We start from the raw sequence: 16,852 nt of genomic DNA, 5'->3' as shown, positions 1-16,852 counted from the left end.
CTACCCCCGTTATTTTTAAATTGCGTGCTTGGGGGTTCCCCCCTCGCCTTGGTGGGTTTATCCTTTCCGGTTTCCGCCTCTCCCTTGCTGGGCGCGCCACTACGGTCAGGCGATCGCTGCTACCGGTAAAAATCGGCAATCTGGCCGGTGAACTGCTGCGGGTTGGCACCGACAAGATTGGTCAGCACGACCACCGCCAAGCCTTCGTCCGGATAGACTACAAACGCCGCTCGTGCGCCACCAAAGCTGCTGACCTGGCGCTTCCCCGCCGGTCCTGATACCGGCCAGCCTGCGGCCCAGTCACCTTCCTTGCCATTGTTCAAACGCTCTGGCGTCCACATCCGCGCCAGGCTGGCAGCGCTCAACATGCGCTGCTGCAACAAAGCTGCCAACCACAATGCCAAATCATCGGCGGTGGTCTGGATACCACCGCCAGCCCACAGGCCTTGCGGCATGTCGTAGAACCAGCGCGACAGACGCTTCGGTACGTCGGCATCATCGCTGCTACGGGGAAAGAAGCTGTACATGGTCGCCGCGTCCGGCAACATATCGTAGCTGCCGCCGAAGCCGACGTGCCTCATGCCCAGCGAACTGAACTGTCTGGTGGCCAGATAGTCTTCATAGAGCTTGCCAGTGCACTGGTGAATGATCCTGGCAAGCAAGCCATAGTTGGTCTGGTTGTAGACGAACTGCTCACCCGGCAAGGCCTGCATCGGCCGCTGTTCAACCAGCTTCCAAGCATGCGCCTCGGAGCCACCACCAATCAGTCCCTGAGCATCGACGATATCCGGCAGGCCGGAGGTATGTGCAAGCAATTGACGCACTCGAATCCCCTGCCACGCAGCAGGCAGCTGCTGCAGGTACGTGGAGATCGGTCCATCGAGATCAAGCTGTCCCGCCTCGACCAACTGCATCACTGCTACGCCGGTGAATGCCTTGGTCGCCGAGTTGATCGGAAACAAGGTTGCAGGCGTAGCTGCCACCTTGTACTCGACATTGGCCAGACCCCGCGCCTCTGAGAACACCACCTTGCCGTCCTTGATCACCGCAACCTGCAGCCCCGGAATGCCTCTGTCCGCCATCGTGGTAGTGATGAAGCGCCGCGTTGCGTCATTGGCCGCATCCAGCGTGGCCGCGGCCAGGTGGAAAGGAAGCGCGAAGATCAACGCTACCAGGTACAGCAGGGTTCGGGCGCTTGCACATCGCATCGTCTGGCTCCGGTCGTGACTGGCTAGGGCAGGTCGAATCGCGACCACCGCGATTACCGACTCCAGTCTTGGATGCTCGAAACGACGAAAAGGTTTAAACCCCCGATCACCAGCGCCCGGCATTCGTTGGCGCCACCGCGGGGTTGGGCCTGCCTTTCAAAAACTCAGGGACCCATTGCTGCACCAGCACCTGCATTATCTGCTGCTCGCGGATGACGACATGCCACGCCGAACTGGCAATGGATAGTTCAACCTCGCGACGCAGCCCAGCGTCATGCACGATCCATGGTCCACTGCAGACACGGCAACGCCACGATTTCGCGCTCGCGCTGGCATCAGGTGCTGGCGCTTTCCGCCGCGTCTCGATCCGCACCGCGACGGCTGCCACGCTATACATCCGGCAACACGGGCAAGCCGGCCATCGCTGCCCGCAAAGGCCAAGGATTCAACACAGATAGTGCGCCGCCACGCATGTGATTGCTGCCCCGATCCCGCCAGAAGCAGACGCTAGCGCGGACCATGGCAGGCTGCCCATCCACGAAATCAGGTAGGCAAAGGCTTCCGTCTACCGCGTTGTGGCAGCTAACCCCGCAGCGGTAGCAGTAACGCCATACGGGTGCCGGGAGCACCCTCGCGCTGACCGATGTGCAGCACACCTCCCAGCCGGTGCGCACGCAGCTGCATGCTGATCAGCCCTGCACCGCCGGCGGCGCCCATGCTGCCATCGCCAATACCGATTCCATCATCATCTATATGCAGCTGAAGCTGCTCGCCGTGTCGTTGCAGATGGATATCCACACGCTGTGCACGGCTGTGCTTGAACACATTGGTCAAGCCTTCCTGCAGCAGGCGTAGCAGGTCCAGACTGCGCGAGGCACCAAGCTCCACGCCTTGGATATCATGCAGGTGCCAATACGCTTGGATATCGGCCGCGTCCAGCAGGCTGCTTGCACGGTGCCGCAGTGGCACCAGCAATTCGGCAAGATCGCCGTGCTCGCGCGCGGTGCTGTCGATGACCAGACGCAGGTCATCACGCATTTCGCGCAGGACGCCGATGACCTTCTCTCGCGGCATGTCTTGCGGTGCCTGCTCCAGCCGTGCGATGGCGCCTACCAAGGTGCCACCGAAACCGTCATGCAGGTCACGCACCAGTTGCAGACGTTCACCGGCGCGGCTGTGGGCGAGCTCCAGCGCATGCTGCTGTTGCAGGTTGTCTGCCAACTGTGTGGTCGCTTGCTGCACTTCATGTCGCAGCTCGGCATTGAAGCCTTCCACCCGCTGCATGGTGTTGGCGAAGCGGTAAGCCAGCACGAAGCCCATGCCCAGCAACATCAGCGGCGAGGTAAACGAGCCCAGATAGCTCACTCCGCCATACCAGCCCATGTACACGCCCAAGTCATGCAGCGACACCACAATCGGCAGGATGATGCACAGCGCCAGTACCTGGTAGTCACGGCGGCCACTGCGCAGTGCATAGGCCATGAAGGTGAACGACACCACGTACAGGAAAGCGATAGTGGGAACCAGATAGACGTTGCGGCTCGGCCCCATCCACTGCGGCCACAACAAGGCACCCGCCATCACCAGCACCACGATTGCCAGCAGCACGCGCTCCAGTCGCGGCCAGCGCCGCTCACAGAAGCGCAGCAGGAATATCGTGTGTGCTGCAGCAGCCGCAACGTAGCAGGCGCCGACGAAAGCCTGCCAGCCGTCGGTGGTGGCGAACGGCCACGGACTGCTGACAACGAAGTTGCTGTCGTACAGGCGCCCAAACACAGCGCTCAAGGCATACCAGCCGTACATCGACTCCTTGCGCCGCAACAGCCAGAACAGCCCGATCACTGCCGCCAGTACGAATCCAATTGCGATGTCGAGCAGTTGCAGGTCGTGCCGGACCAGGACTTCCTTGCGATAGCGCGCCTGCAACAGCTGCGGGTCGCCCACATCCACCACGCCGAGCGAGGGCTGATAGGCGGCAAGGCCCGAAACCCTCACCAACAACTCGTTCTCGCCTTGCTTGAGCAGTGGTGCCTGCAGCAGGAAGTAACGAGGCACGTGCCAGCTGCGCGACAAGGGCTCGACCAATGAAGGATCGCGATCAATCAAGCTGCCGTTGAGGTAGACAGCGGCCGCCATGCAGGTGTAATCCAGCAACAGGCCCGTAGGCTGCTGTGCATCGTTCTGCTGCCAGCGCAGACGGTACCAGACCACGCCGTCATGATCCGGCCAGCGGGTCTGCCACTGATCGGCCAGAGCCACCGGCTCCCAGCCCTGCGCGGGCGGCGCCGGCGATTGCCAGTCGGCGCGCACCGCCTCGGCCTGGGCAATGCGGGTGACTTCTGCAGTCTGCGCGTCGGCCGTGGCCGTGCAAGCCATCAACAGCAGGGCCAGCAGCCAACGGATCAAGGTAGCAGTCCCATTGCGCGCGCCTCGTATACCGCCGCCGTACGCGAACCCACCGCCAGCTTGCGGTAGATGTTGCGGGTATGCGCTTCGATGGTCAGCCGTGACAGTCCAAGAAGCTCGGCGATTTCGCGATTGCCATAGCCCTGTGCGACGTGGGTGAGAATGCCGAGTTCGCGCTCGGACAGGTGCACGCTTGGCGTTGCTGGTGCAGCGACCGGCGCCTGCACAGCGGGCAGCAAGGCCAGAATGCGCCGGGCGATCATCGGGTCGATCGGTGCGCCACCGCGTTGCAGGCTGCGCAGCGCAACGCTCAGCTCGATGTCGTCGCGGTCCTTGAGCAGGTAGCCGACGGCACCTGCGCGCAGCGCGGCGAAAATGGTTTCTTCTTCGGCGAATGCGGACACGATCACTGCCTGCAGCTGCGGTTGGTGCTGCTGCATCCAGCTGATCAGGTCGGTGCCGGTGCCGTCGGGCAGCTGCATGTCGACCAGGGCGAGGTCGACGTGATGGGTTTGCAGCAGTGTGCGGGCTTCGGCGATGTCTGGTGCTGTGTGGATCTGCGGCGCTTGCTCTGTCGGGAGTTCAGCCACGAGCCGGGCCAGCCTCGCCAGCGAAGCTGCGTCGTCGTCGATGATCAGAATGGAAGACAGCTCCATCGGCCCCCGCCATGGTTCCCGTTGTGACGGAGTTTAGCGTGGTCTTACGGGAGGGGTTGTGACTGGGGGTGGCGGGGTTGGGCTTGGGTGGTGTTGGAACTGCAAAGGCTACTTTCGTTGAGATCAATGGGCGAGGCGGCCCTCACCCCCTGCCCCTCTCCCGCAAGCGGGAGAGGGGAGGAAGCCTAGCTTCGGTGGGTTAACGAGGAGGCCTAGCTTCGGTGCGTTTACGAGGAAGCCTAGCTTCGGTGCGTTTACGAGGAAGCCTAGCTTCGGTGCGTTTACGAGGAAGCCTGGCTTCGGATGGATCTGTGAGAACCTTGGCTCTCGCTCGCTCTTACCAGGTACGACGCAGCGGGTGGGCTTCGGTGTTGAAGACTACGCCGTCGAAGTCCAGGGTCTTGGCCGGGGCGAACAGCAGGTAGTAGTACTTGAACGTCTCGGCGAACAGGAAGCTCTCCATCGAGTCGTCCTTCTCCTTGCTGCGGACGTCCTTCAGCGCGGAGAAGCCGTGATCGGTGCGGGTGTAACGCACGAAGTCATCGAAGAACTCCTTGCCCATGCCGCGGTAGCGCACATCACCGGTGTAATGGTGCAGGTAATATGCGGACTCGACGATCTCCGGGCGCAGCGCGTAGCTCGGCGAGCGCACTTCCATCTTGGCGTAGTCCAGCGACTCCGGCTCGATGTCGTGCAGGCGCCACATCTTCAGGTTGGATTCCTGCAGGCGCTTGGCGCGATCCAGGTCACCGCCCAAGGCCAGCAGGCCCGGCATGAACGCGTCCAGCGCACCGTAGGTGGTGGAGGTACGGGCACCGGTGTCCATGTCGGCGTGGCCGTACCACAGCTCGCCTTCGCGCACTTCGTCGGCCAGGTACTGGTTGATCGGGCCGATGCTCTCGTCCCACATCTTCTTGCAGTCTTCGTCGCCGAACAGCTTCCAGCACTTGAGCAGGTACTCGTAGTACGAATCGATGCCGCCGGCAATCGACGCGTCCTTGTTGGTCCACTCGCCGGTTTCGACGTTGATGTTCAAACCGACCAGGCCGATCTTGGAACGCCGCTTGTGGGTTTCCACCAATGCGCGCTTGGCCTTGTCGTAATACGCCTGCTTGCCGGTGAGCTTGGCCAGGGTGCCGAACTCCAGCAGCAGCGTGCCGGTTTCGGCCGGGTTGCTGATCTTGCCGCTGGTCTTGCCGGTGTGCAGGTTGACGTGGGTGTACGGCAGACCGGTCGGGCTGTCGAAGACCGGCGACAGGCGCGTGCCCAGGTCATCGGCGAGCTTGAGCAGGCGCTCGTCGTTGGTCATCTGGTAGGCCGACAGCAGGCCACCGAGCAGGCGGATGGTGACCTCGAAGTTCTGCACATCCATGTCCTGGTCAAAGGACAGCTGGGTGACGATCAGCTCACGGGCTTCGTTGGCTTCCTTGTCCAGACCGAGCAGCAGCAGCGTGTCCAGTGCGTCCACCGGCGACATCAGCAACGGCTTGGGATACCAGTCGCGCGGCTGGGCGCTGATCGGCTTCAGATCGTCGTGGCCCTTGGCGTACTGCATGTAACCCTGCCAGGCATGGCGGGTGGCTTCGCGGACCTGCTCGGCCATGCGTGCGGCTTCGGCGTCATCGACGGCCGGAAGCGCGGCGTCAGCCGGTGCTGCGGCAGCGGCCGGTGCAGCCGGGGTGGTGGCGGGAGCGGCGGCCTGCTGGCTGCAGGCGGAAAGCGCCAGCATCAGCGCGGCGACCAGGGGGGCGGTACGCAGGGAACGGGTCATCAGTGAATCCTCTCGACGGAAGCGTTGTCTTGCGATGCAACGGGACGGGACTGCAGGGTGTCGCCCAGCGTCTGCAGGTGCAGGGCCGTGCGCAGGGTGGAAAGCGGTGCGGTGCTGCGCACGACCAGCGTGCGGGTCTGGCCCGGCAGCAGGTCGAAGGCATTGTCTTCGACGCTGGCATCGGCATTGTTGAAGCCGATCCAGATGCCGCGGACCAGTTTGTCGGCACGCAGCTGCAGCAGGTAGTGATCGCCTTCGGCGCGCAGCTCACTGTGCAGCTGTGCCGGCTGCAAGGCCTGCTGTTTGGCGGCGACGAAATAGATCAGACGCTGTGCCAGTACTGCATCACCGCGCAGCAGTTCGAAGACTGCGACGCTGCGGCTGGGATCTGCTCCGTGCAACAGCTCAGCGTCGCTGAGGCGTGCAACCTTGGTAGCCGACAGCGCGGACAGACTGACGGACTTGCGCTGCTGTTGCAGCTCGCGCCCATCGAAATCCAATACGCGTACACGCCACTGCCCCTGCACTGGCTCGCGGCCATCATTGAGCAGGCTGAAGCGTGTACTACCTTCATCGCGCAGCGCAGCCACCGCCACCTCGGCGAAGAAGCGCCGCGCGTGGAAGTTCAGTGCTTTCCAGTTGCCGTAGTAATCCACGCTGGACCAGGACGCACCCGGCCACACATCGTTGAGCTGCCAGTACAGCGAGCCCATCGTGTACGGGCGCGAGGCGCGGTGGTGCAGTGCTGCCAGCTCGATGCCCTCAGCCTGCATCATCTGGCTCAGGTAGACGAAATCAGGGAATGACCGCGGCGTCCCGAATTCCATTTCGATGTAATGCAGCAAGCGCTCATTGCCCTTGCCAGCCAGGAACTTCTGGTGGGCCTGGATCACCGGGCCATCCACCTGCTGCTCGTCGACCTTGGCGAAGGCATTGATGGTCGACAGCTGCGGCCAAGCCTGCAGCCCGTACTCGGACATGAAACGCGGGGTTTCCTTCAGATATGCGGTCGGCGGCAAGGCCGGGTTGCCCCAGACTTCCCAATAATGTTTGTCTCCACGGCGTGAGTCGTTGGCCTTGGTATCCAGATCATTGCTCGGCGAACTGGCCCAGTAGGGCACGCCCAACCCTTCCTCGGCGACCACAGTGCGCAAGTCCTTGCCGAACAGGTCCACATAGCCCTGCCAGACCTTCTCGGCGAACACCGGATCGGCTTCCTTCAAGGTCTTGCCGTGGCCCCAATCCTTCCACGCGGTTTCTTCTTCGTTGTTGCCACACCACAGCACGATGCTGGGGTGGTGGCGCAGGCGACGGATGTTGTCGCGCGCTTCGGCAACGACGTTGGCACGGAACGCAGGGTCATAACCCGGCTGCATGCCGCCACCGAACATGAAGTCCTGCCACACCAGCAAGCCGAGTTCGTCGGCGATGTCGAAGAAGGCACCGTCTTCGTAATAGCCACCGCCCCAGTTGCGCAGCATGTTCATATTGGCATCGCGTGCGGCCTGCAGGTCTCGGCGCAGGCGCTCGCGGGTCACCCGCGCCGGGAAGGCATCGAACGGAATGACATTCGCGCCTTTGGCGAACACCGGCACGCCATTGATGACGAAGGCGAATCCCTGCCCGCCGTCCTTGTCTTCATTACGCTGCAGCTGCACGGTACGCAGGCCGATGCGGATGCTGGATTCCAATGCCTCCTGCTTGCCGTCACCCAGCCGTGCCCGCACGGTGTAACGATCCTGCGCGCCGTAACCCACCGGCCACCAGCGCCGCGGCTTGTCGATCTGCAAGGGCAGCGACACGCTGTTCTCACCCGGCGTCAGCGCGACATCGCGCTTGATCTGCGCGACCGTCTTGCCGTCCGGATCACGCACATCGATGACGATCTGCTGGGTCGCGGCCTTGTCTGCCTGCTCCACCTGCAACAGCACGTTCAGTGCTGCCTTGTCCGCGTCCAACGCATCGGTGCGCACGGCCAGATCGGTGATGCGCTGTTGGTCCCAGCTGTCCAGATGCACCTGCCGCCACACGCCGGCAGTAACGTAGCGCGGCCCCCAGTCCCAGCCGAAGTGATAGGCCGGCTTGCGCACGAAGTTGCCGACCATCGCGTCCTTGGGCTCATCACCGTAGGGCGAAGGGTAGTTGCCGGCAATCTTGTGCGGCATCGCCTGCACCTGCGGCAGCAAAGTGCGGATAGGCGAGCGGAACACGATCTGCAGTTCATTGCCCTGCGCACGCAGGCGGCCGTCGACACGTGCACGCCAAGTGCGGTGTGCGTTGTCAGCCTTCAGCAACGGCTGGCCGTTGAGGCGGACTTCGGCAAAGGTGTCCAGGCCATCGAAGCGCAACTCGGCATGCGGACGCGCCAGGGTTTCGGCATCCACATCAAAGCGGGCGCGGTATTCCCAGTCAGCGAGACCGATCCACTGCAGGCCGGCTTCGGCGGCGCCTACGTAAGGATCGCCGATCAAGCCAGCAGCCATCAGATCGGTATGCACGCTGCCCGGCACGGTTGCTTGTTTCCACGCATCCATGCCCGGATGCGCCTGCAGCTGTGCGTCGCCCGGCAGCAGGCGGAAGTTCCATTGCGCCTGCAATGGTGCAGCCACTGCTGCACTGGAAGCCAACCACAGCGCACACAGCAACAGGCCGCGGCACGCGCGTTGAGCATGAATTTGTATCGATCCAAATTTCAGGTGCGCGTGCTGCATGCTGCTTCCTCCCTGCTGCTGGTTCCGCTTGTGTTTCTGCTGAATGACACGACCAGGAAACTGTCGCCGTCAGCAACTCACAAATCTCTTTGATGCTGGCTATCACTGCTGCGGCGAGAGCCCGGAGCGATCCCCGCCTTCGCGGGGATAACGACTGAAACAATGCGAATGCTGTTGGTCAGCCCTTGCGCACCACATTCAATACTTCGTGGCAGGCGCCCATGGTGTGGTAATCGGTCTTGCCGGCCGGGCTCTTCTCATCGTCGTACTTGCCATTGTCGGCATTGAGGATGCGGAACCAGGCGCCATAGCGATGATCGACGAAGTACTGCCACGAGTACGCCCACAAGCGGTCGTACCAGTCCCAGTAGCCGGCATCGCCGGTACGCTTGGCCAGCAGTGCGGCGGCAGCCAGCGACTCGGCCTGCACCCAGAAATACTTGTCGTCGTCGCAGACGAAGCTGTCGCCGCCAATAGCGGCGCCGTCCATATGCGGCTGACGGCGCGACTCCGGTGCGAACCCGTAATACAGGCCACCACGTGCTTCATCCCACGATCGCGTCATCGAAGTATCGAACAGGTGTCGCGCAGTCGGCACCAGCCAATCGGCATCGACATGACGATCGAGGATCATCAGCAACTTGGCCCATTCGGTCTGATGGCCGGGTTGGAAACCCCACGGCCGGAACAGATGCTTGGGGTTGTCCAGGTTGTAGTCCCAATCGATGTTCCAATCGATGTCGTAATGCTCCCAGACCAGACCACCGGCCTTCGCTGCTTGTCGACGGGTCATGTTGTCGGCCAGCTGCAGGGCGCGCTGCAGATAGCGCTGCTCGCCGCTGGCCTCGAACGCCGCCAGCATCGCTTCGCACATATGCATGTTGGCGTTCTGGCCGCGGTAGCCGGTGAAGTTCCAGTTGGCGTCGGCTTCGTCGCGGTACAGGCCGTGCTGCGGCTCCCAGAAGTGGCGTTCCAGCAGCTGCCAGGTCTCGTCCATCCATTCGCGACCCTGCTCGATGCCAGCCTTCAACGCGCAGCTGTAAGCCAGCAATACGAAGGCCACGCCGTAGCAATGGTTCATGTCGTCCTCGACCTTGCCATCACGCAGGGTCCAGGCGTAGCCGCCGGTGGCCGGGTTGCGGTGCACCTCGCGCAGGTAGCGCACGCCGTGCTTCACCGCATCCAGATACTCCGCATTGCCATACTCGCGGTAGGCCATCGCATAGTTGAAGACGAAGCGGGTGCTGCTGACCAGGTGGCGATGGCTGCGGTCGTAGATGCTGCCGTCGTCGCGGTAGTAGTGGAAGAAACCGCCATCCGCATCGATGCAATGCGGATGGTAGAAGGCCATCGTGTCGGCGATGTGCGCGCGCAGGAAGGCCGGGGAGCGGAAATCGGGCGTGGTGGTCATGCGGTGGCTTCCTGTTGCTGCAGCAGTTGCTGCACTTCGTCCAGACTCGGCATGGCGGCGAATGCGCCTTTACGGGTCACTGCCAGGGCACCCACGGCCGCGCCGAAGCGCAAGGTGCTGTTGATTGCTTCAGGCTGCTCGCAGAACGCAGCGAAACCGGCACCGGCGCCACCACGCTCGACCAAGCCAACCAGCACGCCGCCGACGAAGGCATCGCCAGCAGCAGTAGTATCCACGGCTTGCACACGGAAGCTCGGCACCTCGCCTTGGCCATCGCGCGTATACCAGCGCAGGATGCCCGCGCCGTCGGTGACGATCACCCAGCGCGCCTGTGCGGCCAGCAGACGGCGCAGCACCTGCGCATCGCCATCGGCACCGAGCGGCGCGGCCAGGTAATCGAGCTCTTCGCGCGAGAGCTTGATCAGGTCGGCGCGTTCCAAGGCCTGCCACAGGCGCGGCGTGGGATCGACATCGGCCGGCCACAGCGCCGGCCGCAGGTTCAGATCCAGACTGACCACGGCACCAGCGGCGCGTGCGCGCTCCATGCCTTCGAACGTGGCTGCAGCGATATCCGCTTCGGTCAGGCTGTTGGAACAGACATGGAAGCAGGCGGTGCCGTCAAAGCAGGCCGGCAGATAGTGCTCGGCACGGAACAGCAGGTCCGCTGCCGGCGGCCGGTAGAAGCTGAAGCTGCGCTCGCCATGCGCGTCCAACGCGACGAAGGCCAGCGCGGTCTTGGCTGCATCGGTACGCACGATGCAGTCGGTTTCAACACCGGCCTGCTGCAGGCTCTCCAGCAGGAAATCACCAAACATGTCGCGGCCCAGCATGCCGGCGAAATGGCTGCTGGCACCCAGCCGCGCTGCCGCCACCGCGACGTTGGCGGGGGCACCGCCGGCGTACTGCAGGAACGCGCGCGGGGTGTCCGCCGAGGCCGGCGGTTGCGCTAATAGATCGATCAAAATTTCGCCGAAACAAACAATCTTGCCCATCTGGCCTCAGTCCTTCTGGCTGACACCGGTGCTGGCGCGTGACCCCACCAGCCCGTAGAAAATGATGTAGCCGTAGCACAGCAACGGCAGTACGAATGAATGGTGCACGCCGATGCGGTCGGCCAGCATGCCCTGCAGAAACGGCACCACCGCGCCACCAACAATAGCCATGATCAGCAGGCTGGACGCCTTGTTGGTCAACGGCCCCAGGCGCTCGATGCCCAGCGCGAAGATGGTCGGGAACATGATCGAGTTGAACAGACCAATCGCCACGATCGAATACAGCGCCACGTGGCCTTCGCTGGCCATGGTCAGGGCCAACAGGCCCACATTGATCACTGCAAACAGGGCAAGCAGCTTGCGCGGCGAGAAGCGCACCAGCAGCAGCGAGCCGGCGAAGCGGCCGATCATCGCCATGGTCCAGTACAGCGACACATAGTGCGTGGCCTGCTGCTCGCTGAAGCCGCCGATGTTGGGCAGCGACAGGTAGTTGACCAGGAAGCTGCCGATCGAAACCTCGGCACCCACATAGAAGAAGATGCCCAGCACGCCGAACAGCAGGTGCTTGTGGCGCAGCGCGTCGCCATAGCTGTGGCGTGCGGTATCGGCCTGTTCGCTGTTTTCAGCCAGCGATGGCAAACGGAACAGGAACACGAACAGCGCCAGCAGGAACAAGGCCACAGCCAGACCAAGATACGGCCCCTGCACCGACTGCGCTTCCTGCGCGCGGTAGGCCAGCTGGTCGGCCAGCGGCAGCGCGGTCAGTTCATCGGCGCTCTTCACCGTGTTGCCCAGGATCAACATGCCGCCGAAGATCGGCGCGATCGCGGTACCCAGCGAATTCAATGCTTGTGCCAGCGTCAAACGGCTGGAACTGGTGCGCTCCGGGCCAAGCAGCGCCACATAGGGATTGGCCGCCACCTGCAGCACGGTGATGCCGGTTGCCAGCACGAACAAGGCGGCAAGGAAGGCGCCATAGACGCGCAACTCAGCCGCCGGCCAGAAGCCAAGCGCACCGATGCCGGCAATCACCAGACCGGCGACGATGCCCTGTTTGTAGCCCAACCGCGCCACCAGTCGACCTGCGGGCAGCGACATCAGGAAGTAGGCACCGAAGAAAGTGAACTGCACCAGCATTGCCTGGGTGTAGTTCAGTTCGAACACCGACTTCAGGTGCGGAATCAGGATGTCGTTGAGGCAGGTCAGGAAGCCCCACATGAAGAAGATGGTGGTCGCCACCGCCAAGGCCACGCGCGTATTGACCACGGGCGCCGACTGGCTTGATGAAGATGACGGCGATGTTGGTATGTGCATGTGGGCTGCCTGGATACGGTAATCGGAAGGTGGGGCTACGGAATCAACTTGGCCTTGCTGCACTGCTCTCGCGGATCCGCAGCTGCACCGGTGCGACGGTACGCATCGGTGCCGCATCGGGGTTGTCCAGGCGCTGCAGCAACAAGGCTGCTGCCTGCCGGCCACGTTCGCGCGGATCAGCGGTCAGCGTGGTCAACGGCGGCACCGCGACCGCAGCCTCGGAGATATCGTCGAACCCGGTAACGGCGAAGTCACCACCCGGGCGTATGCCACGCGAGGTCAGGCCCAGCATCAGGCCCAATGCAACCGTATCGTTGTAGCAGACCGCCGCACTGGGACGCTGTGCGCTTTCGAACAATTCGCCGGTACGTGCAGCGGCTTCCAGACGGTTGGGTGCGGACTCGATCAACCAATCCGCATGGAAGGGCAAGCCCGCCTCACTCAATGCCTGCTGGTAACCCAGGCGGCGTTGAGCGCAGGAACTGGATGCGCCATGCCCGCCAAAGAACGCGATGTCACGATGACCGCGTTCGATCAGGTGGCGAGTCGCCATGTACGCGCCGTGCTGGTTGTCCAGAGTGAGGAAATCCCAGTCCGCACCGGCCAGTTCACGGTTGAACAGCAGCACGTTGGCGTGCGCACCCAATACATGCCGCAGCTCTTCTGCATCACTACCTTCGGCTGGCGACAGAATGAAGCCCGTCGGCGTGTGTTCCATCAAGGTGCTCAATACCGCCTGCTGGCGCTGCGGTGATTCGCCGGTGCTGCCAAGCAGGGTCACGAAGCCCTTGCCACCCAATGCCTCGTCCACGCCCGAGGCGAATTCGGCGAAGAATGGGTTGGACAGATCGTTGATCACCAATGCGATCGATGACGAGGTGCGACGACGCAGGTTGGCGGCGGTACGGTTGTACACATAGCGCTGCTTGCGCAGCTCGGCCTCGACTTTGGCGCGGGTGTCCACGTTGACCAAGGGGCTGCCGCGCAGCACCAGCGATACGGTCGCCCGCGATACGCCCACCGCCTGCGCGATATCGGTGACGGTGACCGCGCGTTGGCCGGCCTTGCGTGCGCCCTTGGCGCCGGTAGAAGTGTCTTTCATCGTTTCCGCTGCGGTCCCGGGATGCGCCAAGCCTAAAGGATCACGGCCAGCGCCTGCGCTGCCCGTTCCCTTCTTTCCTGCCTTGGCGCTGCCCGTGCTCACGGCTGGGCGCTGCCCGGGGTGGCGCAGTACGACACCGGCAGGTCGGCCGTTGCGGTGCCCCAGCCCTGCTCCGGTGCCTGCGCACCGAGGGTGAAGCGCACATCGCCGCCCTGCTGCAGGCGCTGCCAATCCAGCCACACCGCAGGCTGCGGCTTGCCATCTACCTGCACGCTCTGGATGTACTGCAGGCTGCGCGGATCGGCGCCCGGCGCATGCAGGCGCAGGGTGCGGCCGTTGCCCAGGGTGATCTCGGCCTTGCTGTAGCGCGGTGCATGCAGCAGGAACTGGCCGCTGCCCGGCACTGCCGGATACAAGCCCAGTGCACTGAACAGGTACCAAGCCGACATCGTGCCCAGGTCGTCATTGCCGGTAACGCCGTTCGGCGCATTGGTGAACAGCTGCTGCGCGGCGCGGACCACGGTGGCGGTCTTCCACGGCTGGCCGATCAGCGTATACATCCACGGCGAATGCAGGTCGGGCTCGTTGTTTGGGTTGTAGCGGTACTGGTTGTAATAGCTGTACGGGCCAACCACCCACTCCTTGCGTGCGGCGGTGAGCGGTGCCTGCAGCAGCGCGTCGTAAGCGAAGAACGCATCCAGGCGCTTGCCGGTCTGCTCGCGGCCATGCATGGCCTGCAGCATGCCTGGCACGTCCTGCTGCATCAGCCACTGGTACTGCCAACCAGTGCCCTCATGGAAGCCATGTTCCGAACGCGGGCTGTAATGGCCATCGGCCGGCGTATACCACTTGCCGTTCTCGTCACGCGGGCGCGGGAAACCAGTGAAGCCGGTTTCGGCATCGCGCACATCCGCATCCCACACCTTGTGCCAATTGCCACCGCGAGTGCGCAGCGTCGCTGCATCGTCGGCGTGGCCCAGACCATCGGCCATCTGCGCCAGAGCGCAGTCGGCCAGTGCGTATTCCAGCGTTGCCGAACCACCGTGGTGCGGATCAACGTCCATGCCCTTGGACGGGAAGGCGCGGTCATAAGCGACGTAGCCGTTGGCCAGATAACTTGGATTGCCGGAACGACCGGCATGACGCGAATTGATCGGCGGCACGTCGAATGCATTGCGGCGCAGTGCGCCCCAGGCTTCCGCCTCGCGGCCCTTCAGCGCACCAAAGCGCCACAGGTCGACCATGAACGGCGTTACCGGGTCACCGGTCATCACATTGGTTTCGAAGTTGGCATAGCCCCAGCGCGGCAACCAGCCGCCCTGTTCGTTGATGGCGAGCAGGCTGCGGCCGATATCACGCGCGACTTCCGGGCGGGTCAGCGCCAGCCACTGGTTCTGCGTGCGGTAGGTATCCCACAGCGAGAAATACTCGTAATACGTCCAGCCATCGGCACGATGGATGACATCGTCATAGCCTCGATAGCGGCCATCGGCATCACTGCCGGTCATCGGCTGCAGCAGCGCGTGGTACAACGCGGTGTACAGCACGGTGCGGTCATCGGAATTTGCACCTTCGACCTTGACGCTGCCCAGCTGCTCACGCCACTGCGCCTGCGACAGCGCGCGCATGCGATCAAAGCTCAACAACTTGCCACCCTGCATGCCATCGCTGCGCAGATTGCTGCGCGCACCTTCGGCATCCACGTGCGAAATCGCGCTGGTGGCGGTAACGCTGCGGCCATCGGCCAGATCAAAGCTCAACCACGCACCATTCGGCTTGGCCTCGCCTTCCATGCTGTGGCGCGCGCCGGGCAGGCCGCCTTCTTCGCCCCAGGTGCCATGCGCCTTGAACGGGCGATCAAACTCGATGCGGAACCAGGTGGTGTACTGGTGGCCGCCGCAGAAACTCTTGGTGACCAGCTTGCCTTCCACCGCACGATCACCGACCACGTCGATGACGCTGCCGATCACCGAATGGCGCTCGTTGGCCTGGGCGACGTTGACCAGTACCTGGCCTTCGCTCACGCCCGCGCTGAAGGTATAGCGCTCGGCGGCGGCGCGGGTCAGCGCGGTGGTTTCCACGTCAATGCCGCGGTAATCAGTCAGCCGTACCTTGTAGTAGCCGGCCTGGCCGACTTCACCATTGTGGCTATAGGCCGAGGCGTAGTTCTTGTGGTCGAAGCGCTTGGGGTCCTTGGTATCGAAATCACCGCCCGGACCAATGCTGCCGGTCACCGGCAAAACCGAGACCTGCCCGCCCTGCTCCCAGCAACCGGCGCCGGAGATGAAGGAATGACCGAAGCCACGGATCTTTTCGTCGTCATAGCGCCAGCCGGAGTAGTGGCTGCCGATCGGGCTGACCTGGATCAGGCCGAACGGTGCCGACGCACCCGGGAAGGTATTGCCGTCATCCTTGCTGCCGATGAAGGTGTTGACCTCACGCTCCAGCGCGGCCGACGGCGCAGCCTGCAGCAACGGCGCGAAACTCAGCGCCAGCAGACAGGCTGCCGTTGCCAACGGGCGGCGGCGGGATTGGGCGGTGGATGGCGATCGGCTCATGCATTGGATCCTTGGGTCGGTCGGTACGGCAACGATGTCGGTACGGCAGAAGTTGGCCCGGACGAGCCGGGCCGCTGATGTCCAGCCCATCCGGGAACGGGATGGGGGAGAGATGCCAGGCATCAGCAAAACGGTTGGCCCCCGCACCTGCCCCGACAGCCGTCACGACGGCAGCCAGCGGGGCAAAAGCAGCAAACATTGGGCCTTGGAAAGTGCTACCCGGCAGTGTTTTCAGTGACTTGCAGCTGGTTGGACCCCGCCCTGCGCGACCCCACCTGCATCCCCGGAAGCACCTTGCCGAAAATTTAGATCGATCCAAGTAAAGCATGAGCATTTCGCTCAGCGCATTCTGCGGCGCAACATCGACTGGAAAATCCACTCCTGTAGTGCCGAGCCATGCTCGACAGCGGCCTTACCGGTAATGCCCCAAAAGCCAACCCCTCCCCAGCCCTCCCCTAGGCCTGCGGCCAAAGGGAGGGAGCCAAGCGTAGTGCCGAGCCATGCTCGGCAGGGGCTTTCCCGGTAATGCCCCAAAAGCCCCCTCTCCCCAGCCCTCCCCTAGGCCTGCGGCCAAAGGGAGGGAGCCAAGCGTAGTGCCCGAGCCATGCCCGGCAGAGGCTTTCCTGGCAAGGCCCCAGCCCAGCAAGGCGCGGCACAAACCCCCAAACCCCCCCCCCCCACCCCCCCCCCCCCGCCCAAATTGGCCACCACAAGCGGGCCCAC

11 protein-coding genes are annotated in these 16,852 nt (G+C 63.4%); all 11 read right to left on the bottom strand.

Translation table 11 applies throughout. The features are described from left to right. Positions 1-119: 119 nt before the first annotated feature. Positions 120-1,208, bottom strand: a complete 1,089-nt coding sequence (locus tag ACVOMB_RS18745) for a serine hydrolase domain-containing protein (protein ID WP_481532566.1) — start codon at positions 1,206-1,208, stop codon at positions 120-122. A gap of 106 nt (positions 1,209-1,314) precedes the next feature. Next, positions 1,315-1,488 (bottom strand): hypothetical protein, encoded by a 174-nt coding sequence (locus ACVOMB_RS18740; protein ID WP_481532565.1) that lies wholly within the window; start codon positions 1,486-1,488, stop codon positions 1,315-1,317. 302 nt (positions 1,489-1,790) lie between these two features. Then, positions 1,791-3,614 carry a sensor histidine kinase gene (locus ACVOMB_RS18735; protein ID WP_481532564.1) on the bottom strand — a complete coding sequence of 608 codons (1,824 nt, stop codon included), beginning with the start codon at positions 3,612-3,614 and terminating at the stop codon, positions 1,791-1,793. Then, entirely contained in the window at positions 3,611-4,270 is a 660-nt protein-coding gene (locus tag ACVOMB_RS18730; RefSeq protein WP_481532563.1) for a response regulator, read from the bottom strand. Before ACVOMB_RS18730 ends, ACVOMB_RS18735 begins: the two co-directional genes overlap by 4 nt. A 337-nt stretch (positions 4,271-4,607) precedes the next feature. After that, the gene (locus tag ACVOMB_RS18725) at positions 4,608-6,041 is read right to left on the bottom strand and encodes a glycoside hydrolase family 47 protein (protein ID WP_481532562.1); all 1,434 of its coding nucleotides are present in this window, start codon (positions 6,039-6,041) and stop codon (positions 4,608-4,610) included. Next, positions 6,041-8,650 (bottom strand): beta-mannosidase, encoded by a 2,610-nt coding sequence (locus ACVOMB_RS18720; RefSeq protein ID WP_481532561.1) that lies wholly within the window; start codon positions 8,648-8,650, stop codon positions 6,041-6,043. Before ACVOMB_RS18720 ends, ACVOMB_RS18725 begins: the two co-directional genes overlap by 1 nt. Positions 8,651-8,930: 280 nt before the next feature. Further along, a complete protein-coding gene (locus ACVOMB_RS18715; protein ID WP_481532560.1) occupies positions 8,931-10,163 on the bottom strand; it encodes an AGE family epimerase/isomerase in 1,233 nt (410 codons plus the stop codon). Then, on the bottom strand, positions 10,160-11,155 hold the full coding sequence (locus ACVOMB_RS18710) for a carbohydrate kinase family protein (RefSeq protein WP_481532559.1): 996 nt from the start codon (positions 11,153-11,155) through the stop codon (positions 10,160-10,162). The genes ACVOMB_RS18715 and ACVOMB_RS18710 overlap by 4 nt, the downstream gene beginning before the upstream one ends. Positions 11,156-11,161: 6 nt before the next feature. After that, positions 11,162-12,469 carry an L-fucose:H+ symporter permease gene (gene fucP, locus ACVOMB_RS18705; protein WP_481532558.1) on the bottom strand — a complete coding sequence of 436 codons (1,308 nt, stop codon included), beginning with the start codon at positions 12,467-12,469 and terminating at the stop codon, positions 11,162-11,164. A 43-nt stretch (positions 12,470-12,512) separates the two neighbouring features. Next, entirely contained in the window at positions 12,513-13,571 is a 1,059-nt protein-coding gene (locus ACVOMB_RS18700) for a LacI family DNA-binding transcriptional regulator (protein WP_481532557.1), read from the bottom strand. Between the two features lie 98 nt (positions 13,572-13,669). Beyond that, positions 13,670-16,129: a GH92 family glycosyl hydrolase gene (locus ACVOMB_RS18695; protein ID WP_481532556.1), complete on the bottom strand. Its 2,460-nt coding sequence runs from the start codon at positions 16,127-16,129 to the stop codon at positions 13,670-13,672. Between the last annotated feature and the right edge of the window lie 723 nt (positions 16,130-16,852).

This window comes from Stenotrophomonas sp. STEN018, from assembly GCF_056760235.1.
Note: the sequence above shows the minus strand (reverse complement) of the source record. Positions and strands in the feature narration are given on the sequence as shown.

What these genes read in the sequence shown, in the direction of transcription:
- ACVOMB_RS18745 (WP_481532566.1), bottom strand. Translation starts at nt 1,208, where the DNA reads ATGCGATGTGCAAGCGCCCGAACCCTGCTGTACCTGGTAGCGTTGATC.
- ACVOMB_RS18730 (WP_481532563.1), bottom strand. Translation starts at nt 4,270, where the DNA reads ATGGAGCTGTCTTCCATTCTGATCATCGACGACGACGCAGCTTCGCTG.
- ACVOMB_RS18725 (WP_481532562.1), bottom strand. Translation starts at nt 6,041, where the DNA reads ATGACCCGTTCCCTGCGTACCGCCCCCCTGGTCGCCGCGCTGATGCTG.
- ACVOMB_RS18715 (WP_481532560.1), bottom strand. Translation starts at nt 10,163, where the DNA reads ATGACCACCACGCCCGATTTCCGCTCCCCGGCCTTCCTGCGCGCGCAC.
- ACVOMB_RS18710 (WP_481532559.1), bottom strand. Translation starts at nt 11,155, where the DNA reads ATGGGCAAGATTGTTTGTTTCGGCGAAATTTTGATCGATCTATTAGCG.
- fucP (WP_481532558.1), bottom strand. Translation starts at nt 12,469, where the DNA reads ATGCACATACCAACATCGCCGTCATCTTCATCAAGCCAGTCGGCGCCC.
- ACVOMB_RS18700 (WP_481532557.1), bottom strand. Translation starts at nt 13,571, where the DNA reads ATGAAAGACACTTCTACCGGCGCCAAGGGCGCACGCAAGGCCGGCCAA.
- ACVOMB_RS18695 (WP_481532556.1), bottom strand. Translation starts at nt 16,129, where the DNA reads ATGAGCCGATCGCCATCCACCGCCCAATCCCGCCGCCGCCCGTTGGCA.